This is a genomic window from Marinobacterium sp. xm-a-152 (genome assembly GCF_013282965.1).
Classification (GTDB): domain Bacteria; phylum Pseudomonadota; class Gammaproteobacteria; order Pseudomonadales; family Balneatricaceae; genus Marinobacterium_E.
The window spans coordinates 171,904-189,987 of sequence record NZ_WBYI01000001.1 but is presented as its reverse complement, the minus strand read 5'-3'; the positions used below and the strand labels follow the sequence as shown (position 1 = coordinate 189,987).

14 protein-coding genes are annotated in these 18,084 nt (G+C 47.4%); 7 read left to right on the top strand and 7 right to left on the bottom strand.

Annotated features, from left to right (window positions below):
- Positions 1 to 50: 50 nt before the first annotated feature.
- Complete coding sequence (locus XMA152_RS00945) at positions 51 to 1,808, top strand: DEAD/DEAH box helicase (protein WP_173480864.1); 1,758 nt, start codon at positions 51 to 53, stop codon at positions 1,806 to 1,808.
- A gap of 181 nt (positions 1,809 to 1,989) precedes the next feature.
- Positions 1,990 to 3,234 carry a sodium:proton antiporter NhaD gene (gene nhaD / locus XMA152_RS00940; RefSeq protein ID WP_173482444.1) on the top strand — a complete coding sequence of 415 codons (1,245 nt, stop codon included), beginning with the start codon at positions 1,990 to 1,992 and terminating at the stop codon, positions 3,232 to 3,234.
- 218 nt (positions 3,235 to 3,452) lie between these two features.
- On the opposite strand, the gene XMA152_RS00935 is transcribed toward nhaD, so the two are convergent.
- The 7 genes from XMA152_RS00935 to XMA152_RS00905 all read right to left on the bottom strand — a co-directional run bounded on the left by XMA152_RS00935 (position 3,453) and on the right by XMA152_RS00905 (position 11,900).
- Complete coding sequence (locus tag XMA152_RS00935) at positions 3,453 to 3,716, bottom strand: GIY-YIG nuclease family protein (RefSeq protein WP_173482443.1); 264 nt, start codon at positions 3,714 to 3,716, stop codon at positions 3,453 to 3,455.
- A 38-nt stretch (positions 3,717 to 3,754) separates the two neighbouring features.
- Positions 3,755 to 6,799, bottom strand: coding sequence for a hybrid sensor histidine kinase/response regulator (locus tag XMA152_RS00930; protein ID WP_173482442.1), 3,045 nt, complete (start codon positions 6,797 to 6,799; stop codon positions 3,755 to 3,757).
- A gap of 97 nt (positions 6,800 to 6,896) precedes the next feature.
- Positions 6,897 to 8,330: a siroheme synthase CysG gene (cysG, locus tag XMA152_RS00925; protein ID WP_173482441.1), complete on the bottom strand. Its 1,434-nt coding sequence runs from the start codon at positions 8,328 to 8,330 to the stop codon at positions 6,897 to 6,899.
- Positions 8,331 to 8,340: 10 nt separating this feature from the next.
- Positions 8,341 to 8,964, bottom strand: coding sequence for a phosphoadenosine phosphosulfate reductase family protein (locus XMA152_RS00920; RefSeq protein ID WP_173482440.1), 624 nt, complete (start codon positions 8,962 to 8,964; stop codon positions 8,341 to 8,343).
- Positions 8,961 to 9,440 (bottom strand): DUF934 domain-containing protein, encoded by a 480-nt coding sequence (locus tag XMA152_RS00915; protein WP_173482439.1) that lies wholly within the window; start codon positions 9,438 to 9,440, stop codon positions 8,961 to 8,963. The genes XMA152_RS00920 and XMA152_RS00915 overlap by 4 nt, the downstream gene beginning before the upstream one ends.
- A complete protein-coding gene (locus tag XMA152_RS00910) occupies positions 9,427 to 11,082 on the bottom strand; it encodes a nitrite/sulfite reductase (protein ID WP_173482438.1) in 1,656 nt (551 codons plus the stop codon). Before XMA152_RS00910 ends, XMA152_RS00915 begins: the two co-directional genes overlap by 14 nt.
- A 32-nt stretch (positions 11,083 to 11,114) precedes the next feature.
- A complete protein-coding gene (locus XMA152_RS00905; RefSeq protein WP_173480856.1) occupies positions 11,115 to 11,900 on the bottom strand; it encodes a sulfite exporter TauE/SafE family protein in 786 nt (261 codons plus the stop codon).
- Between the two features lie 230 nt (positions 11,901 to 12,130).
- Between XMA152_RS00905 and cysD the strand changes: the two genes are divergently transcribed.
- From cysD to rsxC, 5 genes are all read left to right on the top strand, one after another.
- Positions 12,131 to 13,048, top strand: a complete 918-nt coding sequence (cysD, locus tag XMA152_RS00900; protein WP_173480855.1) for a sulfate adenylyltransferase subunit CysD — start codon at positions 12,131 to 12,133, stop codon at positions 13,046 to 13,048.
- 10 nt (positions 13,049 to 13,058) lie between these two features.
- Positions 13,059 to 14,714, top strand: a complete 1,656-nt coding sequence (gene cysN / locus XMA152_RS00895; RefSeq protein WP_173480854.1) for a sulfate adenylyltransferase subunit CysN — start codon at positions 13,059 to 13,061, stop codon at positions 14,712 to 14,714.
- Between the two features lie 116 nt (positions 14,715 to 14,830).
- The gene (gene rsxA / locus XMA152_RS00890; RefSeq protein WP_173480853.1) at positions 14,831 to 15,412 is read left to right on the top strand and encodes an electron transport complex subunit RsxA; all 582 of its coding nucleotides are present in this window, start codon (positions 14,831 to 14,833) and stop codon (positions 15,410 to 15,412) included.
- A 9-nt stretch (positions 15,413 to 15,421) separates the two neighbouring features.
- A complete protein-coding gene (rsxB, locus tag XMA152_RS00885) occupies positions 15,422 to 16,015 on the top strand; it encodes an electron transport complex subunit RsxB (protein WP_173482437.1) in 594 nt (197 codons plus the stop codon).
- Positions 16,012 to 18,084, top strand: coding sequence for an electron transport complex subunit RsxC (rsxC, locus tag XMA152_RS00880; RefSeq protein ID WP_371813275.1), 2,073 nt, complete (start codon positions 16,012 to 16,014; stop codon positions 18,082 to 18,084). The genes rsxB and rsxC overlap by 4 nt, the downstream gene beginning before the upstream one ends.

Sequence of the window (18,084 nt, the reverse complement as noted above, 5' to 3'; positions counted from 1 at the left end):
TTTGACTTATGGGCCGCGGGTAACGGGATCCCCTAAAAGCAGGAAATCTGATGTCTGATACTGATCAGCCGATCACATTTAGTGATCTTGGCTTAAGCACGCCTATTCTCGACGCACTCTCTGACGTAGGCTATGAAACACCTTCTCCTATCCAAGCCGGCGCTATTCCAGCCCTTCTTGATGGCCGTGATATTCTAGGGCAAGCGCAAACGGGTACTGGTAAAACAGCCGCCTTCGCTCTGCCGCTTCTACAGAACGTCGATACTAGCAAGATCCACCCACAGGTATTGGTACTTGCTCCAACTCGCGAACTCGCCATTCAGGTAGCTGAAGCCTGCGAAAAGTACTCTAAGTACATCCCTGGTCTACGTACACTATCAATCTATGGTGGACAGGGTTACGACACACAACTTCGCTCTCTACGTAAGGGTGTGCATGTCATTATTGGTACACCAGGCCGTGTCATGGACCATGTTCGTCGCGGCACTCTTAGCCTAGACAAACTAAAGTGTTTGGTACTGGATGAGGCGGATGAGATGTTACGCATGGGCTTTATTGACGATGTAGAGTGGGTGCTTGAGCACACGCCACCTACTCGTCAGATCGCACTGTTCTCGGCGACGATGCCACGTGAAATCAAAACGATCACTGAGCGTTACCTACAAAACCCTGTGCACGTAAAGATTCAAAGCAAGACTGAGACAGCCAGCACCATTCGCCAGCGCGTTTGGGAAGTTCGTGGCCTCTCTAAGTTCCAAGCGTTAACTCGCCTACTCGAGATGCACGAGCACGATGCAGCGCTGATCTTTGTTAGAACTAAGACAGCGACTGAAGAGCTATCAGAACAGCTTATTCAGGCAGGCTTCTATGCAGCTGCACTGCACGGTGACATTCAGCAAGCACAACGTGAACGCGTTGTGGGCCGTCTAAAGTCTGGCAAACTTGATGTTGTCGTGGCGACCGATGTTGTTGCACGCGGTCTGGATGTTGAGCGTATTAGCCACGTTATTAACTTCGATATTCCTTACGATGTTGAGTCATACGTACACCGTATTGGTCGTACAGGACGTGCAGGTCGTCAAGGTGATGCGGTTCTTTTTGTGACTCATCGTGAGCGCCGTTTGCTTAAGTCGATTGAACGCCACACACGTTCAACACTTGAAACACTGGAACTTCCCGATGCTAAAGCTCTGAACCAATTGCGTTCACAGCGCCTAAAAGAGCGTCTTGTTAATGCGATTGATAAACCACAGACGGCTGACTTCCATAACCTGATCACTGAACTAGTGACAGAGAGCGGTATCACAGCCTCTGCCCTAGCCGCTGCTGCACTTCAGCTTATCTACAAAGATAAGCCCTTCTATCTTGATGAGAAGGAGCCCAGCTTCAAAGAGCGCCCACGTCGTGAACGCTCTGATCGTGGCGAGCGCGGTGAAAGAGGTGATCGTAAACCTCGTCGTGACTCTGGTGCAGACGAAGGTAAGACCCGTTACTGGATCGGCGTTGGCCACCAACAAGGCGTTAAGCCGGGTAACATCGTCGGTGCGATCGCAAACGAAGCGAATATCAGCAGCGATCTGATTGGACGAATCAGCATCAGTGAGAACTTCTCAACGATTGATCTTCCAAATGATCTTAAGCATGCACAATTGAAGAAAATTGCTGATGCTCGTGTCTGCGGCAAACAGTTGTCGATTCGCCCATGGCAAGATGAGATGTCAGGTAAACCAACGCGTCGTAAAGGACCACCGCGCGACCGCAACAGCAAACCTAAAGGCAATCGCAAACCACGCGCAGAAAAAGCCTAACGGTATCCGATACTCAGCCTAAGGGGCTGAGTATCCTCCTCTACCCAACTATAAGCTTATGCAAAACCAGTCTTAAAAACCCACCTAATACGTTGATTTATTAATAATCAAATCCAACTAAAGTAGTAAACTGACGATCCTTTAGAGGCACAGCTTTGCCAATATCTGATAAGGATTATCTATGCTCCACTACACTCTCATCGCTTTTGCTCTGATTGCACTGTTAGCCATTGTGTTTGAAGAGGTAATTCATCTGAACAAAGCGAAATCGACTCTGTTTCTAGGCACGCTCTCTTGGATATTGATCTTCCTGTTTCCTGAACAAGGTGTTACGCCTGAGCAACTCAGGGGTATGCTCAATGAAAACCTTTTAGATATCGCAGGGCTTTGGCTATTTTTAATGTCCGCGATGACCTTTGTCGCCTTTTTAAACCATCAAGGACTGATTGAGACGCTTATATATAGACTACTGCCCAGTCAAATCAGTGAACGCAAACTCATCTTTCTGGTTGGCATCTTCTCCTTTGTCTTTTCAAGTCTTTGTGACAACATCACAGCCACCCTGGTCTCCATTGCCTTGGTACTATCGCTAGGGTTAGAGAGACGCAAAACCCTTAGACTCTCTGTACTGGTTGTATTTGCAGTCAACTCTGGTGGTGTATCGCTGATTACCGGCGATGTGACCACATTAATGGTATTTCTAGCCGGCAAGGTAGAGATTACTGACCTACTGCTACTTTCAGTACCAGCCTTCGTAAGCACCATGCTGTTAGCGGCCATGCTCTCTAGACCCTTGGTAGGTCAGGTGATTATTACCCCTACCCCTCGCAAGGACGACAAGGTCGGTAAAGCCATTGCGGTTATATTTCTAGCAACCATTATTTCGACCATTATTCTCAATATTGTTGCGGGCATCCCACCGGTTTTGACCTTCCTTTTTGGACTATCCATCATGTTTCTGCTGGGCCGTTTTCTCTACGAAGAGGACACTCGTGAAAACCTGTTGGACTACGTTAGACGCATCGAGTTCGATACATTGATGTTTTTTTTGGGTATTTTGCTATTGGTGGGGATGCTCAAAGAGATTGGAACCCTAGACAGTTTAGTAGGCATCTATCAGGTCCTACCCATCACCGTTGCAAACTTTGCGATGGGTGTCTTCTCAGCCTTTGTCGATAACGTACCTTTGACAGCGGCACTGCTCAAATCTGGAGTAGAGATGTCTAAAGCCGAGTGGTTATCCTTAACTTATTCTGTGGGTGTTGGGGGGTCGCTGTTGGCAATTGGGTCAGCAGCCGGCATCGTTGCAATGTCTAAAGTGGATATCCTAAATTTCGGAAGCTATGCACGCTACGTCGTCTATCTCTCGATTGCGTTTTTAGTCGGTTACCTTAGCAGTTATCTTTTAGGTAGCTATTTCGTCTAACGCACAATGAAAACGGGCGACACTCTTACTGTTAACCATAACTTCTAAACAGTGAGTTGCCGCCCGCTTGGCCGAAAGCAATATTTCGACTCGTAATACCCTTCAAACCCGGGCCAGGTAAGCCAACCACTGGATATCAGCTTCAGACTTTTCACTATTCAGTTTAGACCCATGGGTCTGGAGTTCAACTGAAAAAAATTCCATTCAGTAAGCTAAGATCATCCTAACTGACACGACCCTATTAATTGAGTTTTTTGCTGTAAAGTCATCCGCTTAATTGCGCACTCGCGCTGCGTGGCACTTGAACGATCTGCATGTTGCTCATGCCAGATAAGCTCCACAGGTCGTCTAGCTCGTGTGTATTTAGCGCCCCCAACCAGTTCACCATTATGTTGACGGAGTCGTCTAGTGGGATCCGTGGTAACGCCTGTATAGAGGGTTTTATCGGAACAACGAACGACGTAAACAAACCAGTGAGACAAGCCAAACGCTCTTAATAAAGATTAAAGCCTAGATATAATCACACCCTTAGCTGCAACTGCAACAGAGCGTTTTGCAAAGATTCAGAGGTGATCGGTTTACCCATAACGACATCAGCGCCAGCCTTTAACAACAGCTCTCGTTCGTTACCGACCGTTGCGGCGGTTACTCCTAACACCTTCACATCACTCCCTGTCGCACGAATCGCTTCGACCAACTCATAACCGTTCATCTCCGGCATAAAGATATCCGTTATGATCAAATCCCATTTCTGTTCATTAAACAGATTTAGAGCCAGCTGGCCATTTTCCACAAGAACAGGGTTAGCCCCCAATTTTTGCAGTAAGTTTTCACTAAGTTTTCTGAGCATCAAATTGTCTTCTGCCATCAACACACTCAATCCCTCTAGTGAAACCATCGATTCAGTCTCATCCGGGGTTGCTGACTGCTTAGGCTCAACCGGCATATTGATTGTGAAGCAAGCACCTCCTAGCGCCTCACTCTCTTTAACATTGAGCGTCCCGCCATTAGCTTGAATGATCTCACGACAGATTGAGAGCCCTAATCCGGTTCCATCGGCTTCTGTGTCACCTCTCTCGAAGGGTTCAAAGATCGAATCATACTGAGTAGCAGGAATTCCACGACCATTATCTTCAACCGAGATACGAAGCTGATGCTTAGTCTTCTCATTGGGTGATGTAGGAGCCATCACATCGACCTGAACTTGAATCATACTTCCTTGCCCGTGAACAACAGCATTCTTAACCAAGTTGGTTAGAACCTGACGAATACCCCGCTGATCGAGATTGAATTGATGACCTGCCACATCATTCGATTTAACCGAGCATCGAATCTGTTGGTTATCGAGCATCGCTTTAAGCGGTGTCAGTGATCGCTCTATTATCTTTATCGGACGAGCATTAGAGAGCGCTCTCTCTTGAATCAGTTCTGGTTCAACCACCGATCGCAAATCATCCAATACCGCTAACAGATGCTGACTGGTTGAGCGAATATCACCAAACGACTCTGTAATCGCCGCATCGTCCGCTTCCAACATCATATTCAGTGCCGCAGCCGGTGTTCGAAGTTCATGACCAATCACAGCAAACATCTGTTTCTGTTTTTGCAGCGTCTCTTCTAACCGTTTGACAGCCAGACTGCGCTCAGTAAGCGTAACCTCCAGTTGATGCCTGAGCAGAACATCATCTGTACGATTGATGACTGCGCCGCTAAACCCCTGCAATACACCCTCTTTCACTTCAGGACGAGCATTCAACTCAAGGTAACGCCTCTCACCAGAGGGGAGTAACAACTCTCTCTGAATCTTTTGAAAATTATTTGATTGCCAATTGTGGAGTTGATTTTTAAGCTGATCCTCTCCACTGTCCGCAGCGATACGTGTGCTGATATCCTCTTGAGTAATCGTCGGATACTGATCTTTAGGGAGATCATAGAGGGATCTAAAGACATCATTCGCCGTGACGACACCGTTGATCAAATCACTGTGAAAGAGTCCTATATCACCAAATTCAGAAACATCGTTAAGCTGCTGCAGTACTTTTTCAGTCCGTTTTACCGACTCTGCAAGCGCCAACTCTTTCTCTTTAATGTCCGTTACATCCTGTGACAGCTGAATCCGAATCAGCTCACCCTGACTATTGGTATATTCAGAAATTGAAGAAGTTCTAACCCATTTCTCCATATTCAATTCTTCTATAAAGAGTGGGTACTCAACGACCACACCCGTTTGAGCAAGCGCATCACTGATTTGATCGCGATATCTAGGTTCTGTGGCATTTAATCTAGCCTCACCTACAAGTGGCAATCCAGGCTCATTTGGACCTTTTTCTATCCATTCAGCCGTCTGATGAGTAACATTCTCCTCAAATAGCACCAACTTCGATGTTGATAATGCTAAATGGAGCTGTCTATCTAGAGACTCTATCTTCGATAGCTGGCGATTTCGAAGGGTTAACTGATGCCAATTCCACCAGGCAAACAGAGCTGACAACAGTGCAGCCATCAATAAAAGTAGGCCGATGTATGTCTGAACTTGTCTCTCGGTAAATATAGAGAGAGGCTCATTGATGATCGAGATTGGCCCCTTAAGATTAGACGTATCAGCCTTCCAACGCTCTAGCTCGTTATAATCCAAAATATAGCGCTTTTGAGGTGGTTCAAACCCTTCAGATTGACCGTAAACCAGCTGTGCTATCTTTTGGCCCAACTCTCTAGAAGGAGTCATATAACCGCCCAAACCACCAGCCTTAAGAGTTGAGCTCTGCATCGATATCAAGGGGGCCACATCAAGTTCAACAATCTGTTTAGTTAGCTGTATCGGCAAACCATCTTCAGAGACCGACCCAGTACCACGCCCTAACCATAGAATGACTCGATCTGCAGGAAGCTGTTTTAACCTAGATAGGGTCTCGTCAAAACTTAACGACTCATCAAGAAGGGTTAAATCAAATTGATCGGCAAAGTTAAGATCCCATAGATCTTCAACCTCTACTCGACGTGAGCCTGGGGCAAGCACAACCAACTCTTTGATGTTTGGGAACAACTCAGGTATCAAATCAAGTGTTGCCTCTTTATCAAACAGCTCCCCTTTCGAAAATCCGGGAAGAGCGGCCATGCTGGTGTTGACAGCAAAAATATTTATCTCGTTGGGTTGTTTGCTAGAAAGTCCTTGAGCAACTCGCAGGGCAAAATTGCCTTCGGCGATGATCGTTGCGGGTAGTTTAGGGTAATTTTTATAAATAGACTCGATTTTTTGCGGAAGGTATTCGGGCTCACTTCTGAAAGCATCCAATCGGTGGATGTAAACCTCTTTTGTGAATAACTCAGATTGATCAAAGAGTAGCTGATACTGCTCATCAATAAACCCCTGAAAAACCTCTTGCTGAAAAGGGATCTGTTCGTGGCCAGTAAACAGAATCAATATCCGATTAGGATCCACAGGCTTGTCAGACGCCGAAGTCGCCGTTAATGGAATTGAGATCAGTAGAGAGAACAACAACTGGGATTTGGTTTTTGCAAAAAATTTGCAAAACGCGACGCATAAATAAAAACAAGAGTTCAGCATGATCAATCCAACACCTAACCTAAACAGTTTCGAGCATCATTAACATAGATGCCTATCTACTGTGGATTAAGCAAATGCCATGCCAACATACAAACTTTTAAGCGGAAAGTTGCTGTACCTGCTCTAAAGCATGATTAGCCTCTTGATGAACCTCACCAAACCAGGTCAGTTCTGAGTGAAGCTTAACCACCTCGCCAACGATAATGATGGATGGCGCGGGAAGTTGGGCACTCTCTTGTAGATCGGATATCGTCGACAAGGTTCCGGTCAACACTCTTTGATCCTTACAGGTACCGCGAGAGACGATGGCGACCGGTGTAGAGGCTGAACGACCCGCACCCATCAATCCCGCAGAGATATCTGGCAAAGTGTGCAATCCCATATAGAAGACCAGCGTCTCATTCGTTGCTAATAGATCTGAGAAATCTAATTCTGCTTGTCGGCTCTTCAACTGCCCGGTTACAAATCTAACGGATTGAGCATAATCACGGTGAGTCAATGGAATGCCAGAGTAACTACTGCAGGCACTGGCCGCTGTAATGCCAGGCACTACCTGAAAAGGCACTCCCTGCTCTGACAAGGCTTGAAGCTCTTCACCGCCTCGACCGAAGATGAACGGATCCCCCCCTTTTAGGCGGACAACTCGCTTCCCCTGTTTCGCATGTTTGACTAGCAGCTCGTTAATCCCCTCTTGTGACAAGGTATGTTGATCACGGCGTTTACCCACATAGATTAAATCGGCATCTCGACGACAAAGATCCACTACCTCCGGTGAGACCAAGGCGTCATACAACACCACATCGGCCTGCTGCATCAAACGCAGTGCTTTAAAGGTCAGTAGTTCAGGATCCCCTGGCCCTGCGCCGACTAGATAGACTTCACCCATTGGTGATTTATCTTCGGCCGCTTCAATCGCCGACCTAAGTAACTGCTCAGCCTCATCCTGCTGTTCTGCAAACACCTTTTCGGCGACAGGGCCTGACAGTATCTTCTCCCAAAATAGGCGGCGACCATCAACGGTGGAAAATTTCTGTTTCACCTGCTGTCTAAACCGTCCCACCAATGCACCTAAGTCGGCATAGCCTTGAGGGATGAGAGTCTCTAATCGTGCTCGAAGATTTCTCGCTAAGACCGGTGCTTTACCCGCCGAAGAGATACCGACAACGATTGGGGATCGATCGACAATAGCCGGAAAGATAAACGTACAGAGTGCAGGACTGTCTACAACGTTGACCGGAACATTAGCAGAACGCGCGTCAAAAGAGATCGACTCATTGAGCGACTGATTATCGGTCGCGGCGACGACCAAGACTCTGCCTTGCAGTAGAGATTTACGATACTTACCCAGCTCAATCTGACCACCCTTCTGCTCAACCAGCATTTTCACCTCTTCACACACCTCTGGTGCAATAAGATGAATGAGCGCGCCAGCACGTGTTAATAGCCGTGCTTTACGCAAAGCCACGTCGCCGCCACCTACCAGTAGAACAGGTCGGTTTTTAAGATCAAAAAAGAGCGGTAAATATTCCATTAGAGTGGCTCTACAGTTGCGTATGAAGTCCGCATTCACGGGTCTCTAGCGCTTTGGTTGGGTCGAAATAGTCATGCTCATTCGGCAAATTATGTTCTAGCAGATAGGACTCAAGTTGAGCCTCAGTCAGCTCAAAGAGTGGGGCCACCTTCAGCACACCATCTTTTGATTGGCTTAAGACGTCCAGTGACTGTCTAAACTCGGTCTGATCTTTGCGAATGGCGTTAAACCATACGTCCGGCTTTAGATCGGCTAGAGCCCGCTGAAATGGCTCGATTTTGACCTGCTGTGTAAAGGTTTCATGCAGTGGGCTATCCACGTCAGGGATGCCACCCATGACCACATTTCGATGCGCTGCTGTTTGTGCTGGCACATAGGTAATCACATTAAGATTTAGGTCTTGTATCAGTTTTTCGGCAAAGCGGTAGGTCGCCGAGGTGTTGTATCCTGAGTCGACCCAAAGCACTTTAATATCCGGTTTAACTGAGGTCACTAGATGCAGAATGACCGACTCATAGGGACGAAAATTGGTCGTAATAATTGGGTTATCGCCCTGCTCTAGTGCCCACTCGACAATCGCTTGAGGGGTTGCGCCGGCGAGTTGTTGATTAGCCTTATTAATATCTAAGCTCATAATGTCTGCCTATAGATAGGTTGGTCGTTTCGCGCATCAGCCTGATAGTGCACGGAAATTTCTTGATAGGCCGTTTGGGCCTGCTCAGCATCGATCGGAGCCTGCAACAGCACCGAGTCAAAGCCACACCGATAGAGATAATCCAGTCGATCACGGCTCACCTCACCGCTGGCACGTATCTCACCCTGGAAACCCTCTCGACGTATCAGGCGAGCAAAACTGAAGCCTCTACCGTCGCGTAGCGCTTCAAAATAGATTTCAACCAGCGATACCTGATTTAAATGTGGAATCAGATCATCCAGTGACTCCTCACTGCTGAGTCTGACGCCTAATCGTTCCTGAGGTTGTGCAATCGTCACTTGCTGAAGAAGCTGAGTGAATGGCACAACGATGGATGATTCTGTAATGTCTGAAAACTCTTCCTGAAAAACCCAAGGATCATCACTGACTAAGGTTTTATGCTTAAGCAACGGCATAGACTCTCTCCTTAAACGGCTCAACACCTAGTCGGCGCACGCAATCGATAAACAGCTCATCACCCTTTCGTAGTTCCACATAGGTTTCCAGAAGACGCTTTAACGTATCGGCCACCTCATCAGCAGCGACAGCGCGTCCCAGCACTTTACCCAGTGATGCATCGGCTTCGCTCGATCCTCCCAGTGTGATTTGATACCAATCCTCACCCTTCTTATCGACACCTAGGATACCGATATGACCCACATGGTGATGGGCACAGGCATTAATACATCCCGACATATTGAGGCGTATATCACCAAGATCATGCAGATAATCAACATCATCAAAGGCATCATTAATCTGCTGTGCAATGTTCAGGGTTTTTGCATTGGCCAAAGAACAGAAATCAAACCCAGGACAGACAATCATATCGGTTAGCGTGCCGATATTGGCACGAGCTAAATTTGCATCACTGAGCGCTACCCAAACGGAGTACAAGTTTCTCTGATCAACATCGGCCAATAGAAGATTTTGATGATGCGTTGAGCGAATCTGTCCAAAGGAGAAACGATCCGCCAACTCTGCCACCAGATCCATCTGCAAGGCTGTGATATCCCCCGGCGCCCCTAACTGCGGCTTAAGGGAGACGGTCACTGCACGATAGCCAGGCACTTTGTGCTGATGCGTATTTCTCTGATACCAGTGTTTAAACTCTGAATGGGTCTCTAGATAGTGATCCAATGTCGTGTCAGCAGCCGCTTGAGCGTTGTAGTCATGTGGCGTGAAGAAGTCACTGACCCGTTCAATCTCCTCTTGAGTAATTTGCAAATCACTCCCTTTGAGATGCTGCCACTCCTCTTCGACAAGATCACGAAACGCATCAGCACCCAGCGCATCAACTAATATCTTAATTCGAGCTTTGTACTTGTTATCACGACGCCCCTTTAAGTTATAAACCCTTAGGATTGCCTCCAAGTACGAGATCACCTCATTAGCGGGTAAGAACTGACGAATCACCTTACCTATTTTCGGTGTGCGCCCTAAACCACCGCCAACTAATACCTCGAAGCCTAGCTCGCCTTGAGCGTTCTTAATGAGGTGCAACCCAACATCATGAACTTGAGTGGCTGCACGGTCTTCTGGCCCTGAGGTAATGGCGATCTTGAATTTTCGTGGAAGATAGGCAAATTCAGGATGCAGAGTCGACCACTGTCGAATCAGCTCACACCAGGGTCTAGGATCAGAAATTTCAGTTGCGGAAACGCCAGCAAAGTGATCAGTGGTCGTATTTCGAATACAGTTGCCTGAAGTCTGGATCGCATGCAGCTGAACCTTTGCGAGATCCGCCAAAATATCAGGCACCTCTTCAAGTTTTGGCCAGTTAAATTGAATATTGGTACGCGTCGTAAAGTGACCATAGCCTCTATCATATTTTCTAGAGATCGCAGACAAAGCTCTTAACTGAGTCGATGTCATCGTTCCATAGGGAATAGCCACCCTAAGCATAGGTGCCTGTCTCTGGATATAGAGACCATTCATCAGACGGAGTGCCAGAAACTCGTCATCACTCAAGTTCCCTTCTAGGTACCGCTTGGTTTGATCGCGATACTGTTCAACACGCTCATCAACGATCTTTTGATCAACGTCGTTATAGATATACATCGTCTACCCTAACCCTTTACTGAAATATTCTTTTAAACCGCTAAAACGAAACGGATACCTATCGCCATTAACAGACTGCCGATAATCGGCTGCATCAATTTAGGAGATAGATTCGCCCCTAATCGACTGCCTAACCAAACCCCGGGCAGTGAGCCCACTAATAGGTAGGCCAAAAGCTCCAAATCCACTGTACCCATCTGCATGTGACCAAACCCTGAGAAAGCCGTGAGCACGACGGCATGGACTAAGTCCGTTCCAACGATCGTACCCATTGAAAAACGCGGATAGAGCAAGATCAGCATGGCGGTTCCTAGCGCACCTGCCCCTACTGATGAAAGTGTGACCAACCCACCCAAAAAGAGACCACATAGCACCGTTAGATAGGGACGCAACTTTACAAGTGTTTGCGCAAAAGTCGTATCGGACTGCTTGTCTGAAAAACGACGAATTGCCTCACGAAAGAAGACTGCAATAGAGGTGAGTAACAGAGAGATCCCAAGCGTTAAGTTGATGGTTGATTCGAGAGTTGCCACCGAATCAACCTGACTGAGAAGAATCAGCGTCAAAAATGAGCTTGGCAAACTCCCCAACAACAGCAGTGCCGCTACACGCCACTCGACCAACTGTCTCTTTGCGTAATTAATGATGCCACCCGCTTTAGTAAATGCGGCGTATAGAAGATCCGTACTCACAGCCACTATTAAAGGCACACCAAAACCGACAATTAATATAGGCGTCATCAACGCGCCACCACCTATACCGGTTAAACCAATAACGAAACCAACCAAAAGGCCAGCAAAAGAGTATCCAAATTCCATGTGGTTGCTCCGTTATAAAGATAAGAATATAAATTACGAAATGGAATATATATACCTTTCTATATAACTCAAAATAATATTTAGTCGTAATATTATCCGAATCAGTTATATAGCTAATATTTATAGATGATAAATTTTATATAACCAAAACTGCTATCTTAATTTTTATATATTCTTTTGGGTTATATAAATTGGTATGCATAATGCGTTTTCGAAATTAAGGAGGCGCTATGAATCTTATTAGCTCGGATCGTTTGACCCATCTCAAACAGCTTGAAGCAGAGAGCATTCACATCATTCGTGAAGTGGCTGCTGAGTTTAATAACCCTGTTATGCTCTACTCTATCGGTAAAGATTCATCAGTCATGCTGCACTTAGCCCGTAAGGCTTTTTACCCTGGCAATCCTCCTTTTCCACTGCTTCATGTCGATACCACTTGGAAATTCCGAGAGATGATCGAGTTTAGAGATCAGATGGCAAAAGATGCGGGTATGGAGCTGTTGGTTCATATCAATCAGGAGGGCGTCGATATGAACATCAACCCCTTTGTCCATGGGTCCGCAAAACATACTGACATCATGAAGACTCAAGGCCTTAAGCAGGCTCTAAATAAGTATCAGTTTGATGCCGCATTTGGGGGTGCTCGTCGTGATGAAGAGGCGTCTCGCGCCAAGGAACGCGTCTTCTCATTTAGGGACCAAAACCACCGTTGGGATCCAAAAAACCAGAGGCCAGAGCTGTGGAATATCTACAACACTGAGATCAATAAAGGCGAGAGCATTCGTGTCTTTCCTTTATCGAACTGGACAGAGCTAGATATCTGGCAATACATATACTTAGAGAATATTTCTTTAGTACCACTTTACTTTTCTAAGCCGCGTCCAGTGGTTCAGAGAGATGGCATGACCATCATGGTCGATGATGAGCGTTTACCACTTAATGACGGTGAAGTACCTGAACAAAAATCGGTCCGTTTTAGAACCCTAGGCTGCTATCCATTAACGGGCGCCGTTGAATCTACAGCCACAACACTGCCTGAGATCATTCAAGAGATGCTATTGGCTACCACCTCTGAAAGGCAGGGCCGCGCTATAGACCATGACGGTGCAGGGTCCATGGAACAGAAGAAAATCGAAGGATATTTCTAGGATAGATATTATGAGTCATCAATCATCCCTTATTGCCAGTGATATTAACGCATACCTTGAGCAGCACGAGAATAAAGAGCTGCTCCGTTTTATCACCTGTGGCAGCGTCGATGACGGCAAGTCCACTTTGATTGGCCGCCTGCTTCACGACTCTAAAATGATCTATGAGGACCAACTTGCTGCCATCAATAAAGAGAGTAAGCGTGTTGGCACAACCGGCGATCAACCTGATCTAGCGCTGTTGGTCGATGGCCTTCAGGCCGAGCGTGAACAAGGCATCACCATTGATGTCGCTTATCGTTATTTCTCTACTGCAAAACGTAAGTTCATCATTGCCGACACACCCGGTCATGAGCAGTACACACGAAACATGGCGACCGGCGCATCAACAGCGGATTTGGCGATTATTCTGGTCGATGCCCGATACGGCGTTCAGACACAGACACGTCGCCACAGCTACATCGTTTCCCTACTGGGTATTAAACACATTGTCGTCGCGATCAACAAAATGGATCTCGTAGAGTTCGATCAGAATCGTTTTAACGAGATTCAGGCAGAGTATCTCGCTTTGGCCGATAAACTGGGCTTATCTGATATTCACTTCTGCCCTATATCTGCACTGCAGGGTGATAATGTTGTCGATCCATCCATCAACACTCCCTGGTACTCAGGTCCAACCCTTATGGAGTTGCTAGAGGATGTAGATACTGGACGTGCAACGTCTGAGGCTTTTCGCTACCCCGTACAGTATGTCAGTCGCCCTAACTTAAACTTCCGTGGCTATGCAGGAACCATCGCATCAGGCTCCATAGAGGTAGGTCAAGAGGTCAAAGTCCTTCCCAGTAATAAGCAATCCAAGGTTAAATCGATCGTTACGATGGATGGGAATCTTGAACGTGCTTTCGCTCCGATGGCCGTCACGCTGACGCTTGAAGATGAAATCGATATCTCACGAGGTGACACTCTGGTGCTGGCGAATGATGAGGTCGAGCCCATTAACGCCTTTAGAGCCAAACTGATCTGGATGGACCAATCTCCCCTTAAGGTAGGCAACAACCTTCTCATTAAAACAACAGCAGCGAAATCCTCTGGTCGAGTCACTGATATTCATTTCAAAGTGGATGTGAATAGCCAAGAGGCCTTGCCTGCAGATTCATTGACGCTTAATGAGATTGCAGAAGTCAGTCTGCAACTCGATCGCGCGATTCAGATGGATCCCTACCTAGAAAATGGTTCGACCGGATCCTTTGTTGTTATTGACCGCTTAACCAATAGAACCATTGCCGCGGGCATGATGGTTGACGCTGAGCAGCCGATTGAGAACAACGAAATACACTCTGAAACGGTGGTTGATGCTAGCCTTCGAGCTCGTCGCCTAGGCCATAACGCTCTGATTGTTGGACTACCGAATGTCACAAATTCGGTGCTGTTCACTCTGGAGAAACGTCTCTTCGATAGAGGCCTTCTACCGGCGGTGAGCAGCCGACTAGACGATGCAGTACTGTTAAAAGAGGCAGGACTCGTTGTTCTCAGTACTATCGAGGATGGAAGTGATATTGTCATTGGACCGCATGCAAACGCTGAGGTTTATCTCGATATCACCCTACCGACCGAAAAACAGGTAGATTTGATTCTGCAGTCACTGACTGAACTAAAGTTACTTTAGCGACGTCTAATTGACCTGAAACAACCGTTGATACTGGGTTATAGAGGCGGTTTAGGGTACACTCTAAACCGTTTTTATTAAGCTTCTTTTTGCTTTCAACGCCATAGCGATAGACGATGACTGAGTTTCTATTAATTTTAATCAGTACCGTACTGGTGAATAACTTTGTACTGGTTCAATTTCTAGGCTTGTGCCCCTTCATGGGGGTATCCAACAAGCTAGAGACCGCCATGGGGATGTCGCTCGCGACCACCTTCGTACTGACGCTCTCTTCTGTCTGCAGCTACTTGGTCTACACCTATCTGCTACTGCCATTTGATCTGATCTATCTACAGACGGTCAGTTTCATTCTCGTGATCGCTGTGGTTGTGCAGTTCACGGAGATGGTCGTACATAAAACCAGTCCACTGCTCTACAAGCTACTGGGTATCTTCCTGCCACTGATTACCACCAACTGTGCGGTATTGGGTGTAGCACTGTTGAACATTCGCAAACAGAACGACTTTATCGAATCCATTGGTTATGGTTTTGGTGCTGCAGTTGGCTTTTCGTTGGCACTGATTCTTTTCTCGGCGCTGCGTGAGCGCATTGCTGTTGCTGAGGTGCCAGTTGCCTTTAAAGGTCCAGCCATCGGTATGATTACGGCTGGCCTTATGTCACTCGCCTTCATGGGCTTTGCTGGCCTGGTTCAGTTCTAAGGTGGCTGCATGAGTAGCGTTGCACTAGCCATTCTTGTTCTCGCCATTCTGGCACTGATTTTTGGTGTCATTCTTGGCTTCGCAGCCGTCCGCTTCAAAGTGGAGGGTGACCCGATTGTTGATCAAATTGACGCCCTGTTACCACAAACTCAATGTGGCCAATGTGGTCACCCTGGCTGCCGCCCTTACGCTGAAGGTATCGCAGCAGGTGAAGCGATCAATAAGTGTCCACCTGGTGGGCAGACCACCATTGACCAATTGGCCGAGTTGCTTAACGTTGATTCTATTCCTCTGGACTCAGAGCACGGGGTCGAGGATGTTCGCAAGATCGCTTACATTCGTGAAGATGAGTGCATTGGCTGTACTAAGTGTATTCAAGCCTGCCCAGTCGATGCCATTTTAGGTGCAGCAAAACAGATGCACACCGTCATTGTCGATGAGTGTACCGGTTGTGATCTCTGTGTTGAGCCCTGTCCTGTCGACTGTATTGATATGTTGCCAGTGGCGACGACAACACTGAACTGGAAGTGGCCAGAACCACCTCAAACCAATAATCTGATTGCGACGGATAGACAGCCTCGCTTTGAGGAGAATCCATCGTGAAGGTATTCAGTTTTCACGGCGGCATTCACCCGCCAGAAAATAAGAAGCAGTCTACTCGCGCTTCAGTGCGGACCATGCCCATTCCTAAAAGCTTGGTCATTCCAACCCAGCAACACCTTGGCCTAGCCGCTGACCCTGTTGTCTCTGTTGGAGATAAAGTACTTAAAGGACAAATCATCGCTGAACCCGTAGGTCGTATTAGTGCGTCGTTGCATGCACCAACCTCCGGCACCGTTACCGCGATCGAAGCACAACCCGTGCCGCACGCGTCGGGTCTAACCGCTGAATGTATTGTGATTGAATCAGATGGCCTAGATCAGTGGATTGAACATCAGGCAATTGATTATAAGGGCATAGAGCGTTCTGCACTGGTTAACCAGATTCGCCAAATGGGTATTGCAGGTATGGGTGGTGCAGGCTTCCCAACCGATGTGAAATTGAACTTGGGTTCAGATCACATTGTCACCACCTTGATTATCAATGCGGCTGAGTGTGAGCCCTACATTACTGCTGACGATATGCTGATGCGTGAGCACGCCTCTGAAATATTAGAAGGTATTAAAATCATTCAGCATCTGTTGGAGCCAACTCATACCCTAATTGGTATAGAGGATAACAAGCCCAACGCGATTCGCGCCCTCAATGAGGCGCTCGCTGAAACTGATATCGATGTGGATCTCGTCGTGGTTCCGACCAAATACCCTTCCGGTGGTGAACGCCAATTGATTCAGCTTTTAACCGGTGTAGAAGTACCGAGTGGCAAAATACCGGCTGACATTGGCATTGTGGTGCAAAACGTTGGGACGGCTCAGGCGCTGCATCGCGCTATCAATCACGGGGAGCCATTAATACAACGTATTGTGACGGTAACCGGTGAGGCAGTTGAGCACCCTGGGAACTTCTGGACACTGATCGGAACACCTTTTTCAGAACTGCTTTCGGCGGCTGATCTAAAACCGGGCGCCATGCATCGTCTGGTGATGGGCGGTCCAATGATGGGGGTTGCCGCAGAAACCGATTCAATTCCGGTCATCAAAACAACCAACTGTCTGATCGCGGCGACCGATAGCGAGATGCCCGAAGCGCCTGCGGCACAGCCCTGTATCCGATGTGGAATGTGTGAACAGGCCTGCCCTGCACAACTGCTTCCGCAGCAGCTCTACTGGTTTGCAAAAGGCAAAGAGTTTGAGAAGGCGAAAAACCATAACCTGTTTGACTGTATAGAGTGCGGAGCTTGCGCCTACGTCTGCCCTAGCAGCATTCCTCTGGTGCAATTCTACCGTTTTGCCAAATCTGAGATCCGTGCAGAGGAACTTGAACAACGCAAAGCTGACCATGCTCGTGAGCGATTCGAAGCGAGACAAGCTCGCCTAGAACGCGAGGCAATCGAGAAAGCGGAACGACGTAAAGCACGCGCGGCTGAAGCGGCTAAAGCTCAAGCAGAACGTAAGAAACAGTCCAGCAGTGAAACTGCGCAAGATGACACAGCGGCACTGAAAACAGCTGCGGCCGTTGCCAGAACCAAATTGAAGAAAGCCGAAATCGCCCTCAAAAATGCCCAAGATAAAGGTCTGGATGGCGTTGAAACTCTGCAAGCGACTGTCGATAAACTTAAACAGGCAGCGACTGAGGCTGAACAGGCCCTTCAGAACAGCTCTACAACGGAAGCAGTCCAATCAACGCCAACTAAGAGCGAACCGAAAGAGACTAAACCGGATCTAAAAGCGCTGAAGCAGCAAGTTTCGATCATGCGCACCAAGTTGAAGAAGGCAGAAGCCGCCGAAGAGAAAGACGAAAGCGAAATCGAAGCGTTGAAGTCTCGCCTAGAAGAGGCAAGCAAAGCCCATACTGATGCTGACAATGCTCTGATTGAACTGGCCCAGAGCGCAGGAATTGATCTTAAACAGCTGCGCATTGATGTTGCCATGGCGAAGGTTGCCATAACCAAGATTGAACGTGCGATCAGCAAGAGTGATGACGAGACAGAGCAAGAAGCTCTGAAAACCGATCTTGAGTCAGCCAAAAGTCATTTCGCTCAACTTGAATCACAACTTAAACCGTACGAGTAG

Bases quoted from the DNA above. Each gene is read 5' to 3' on its own strand.
- nhaD (WP_173482444.1), top strand. From the start codon at position 1,990: ATGCTCCACTACACTCTCATCGCTTTTGCTCTGATTGCACTGTTAGCC.
- cysN (WP_173480854.1), top strand. From the start codon at position 13,059: ATGAGTCATCAATCATCCCTTATTGCCAGTGATATTAACGCATACCTT.
- XMA152_RS00910 (WP_173482438.1), bottom strand. From the start codon at position 11,082: ATGTATATCTATAACGACGTTGATCAAAAGATCGTTGATGAGCGTGTT.
- cysG (WP_173482441.1), bottom strand. From the start codon at position 8,330: ATGGAATATTTACCGCTCTTTTTTGATCTTAAAAACCGACCTGTTCTA.
- rsxA (WP_173480853.1), top strand. From the start codon at position 14,831: ATGACTGAGTTTCTATTAATTTTAATCAGTACCGTACTGGTGAATAAC.
- XMA152_RS00930 (WP_173482442.1), bottom strand. From the start codon at position 6,799: ATGCTGAACTCTTGTTTTTATTTATGCGTCGCGTTTTGCAAATTTTTT.
- rsxB (WP_173482437.1), top strand. From the start codon at position 15,422: ATGAGTAGCGTTGCACTAGCCATTCTTGTTCTCGCCATTCTGGCACTG.
- XMA152_RS00905 (WP_173480856.1), bottom strand. From the start codon at position 11,900: ATGGAATTTGGATACTCTTTTGCTGGCCTTTTGGTTGGTTTCGTTATT.
- cysD (WP_173480855.1), top strand. From the start codon at position 12,131: ATGAATCTTATTAGCTCGGATCGTTTGACCCATCTCAAACAGCTTGAA.
- XMA152_RS00945 (WP_173480864.1), top strand. From the start codon at position 51: ATGTCTGATACTGATCAGCCGATCACATTTAGTGATCTTGGCTTAAGC.
- XMA152_RS00920 (WP_173482440.1), bottom strand. From the start codon at position 8,964: ATGAGCTTAGATATTAATAAGGCTAATCAACAACTCGCCGGCGCAACC.
- XMA152_RS00915 (WP_173482439.1), bottom strand. From the start codon at position 9,440: ATGCCGTTGCTTAAGCATAAAACCTTAGTCAGTGATGATCCTTGGGTT.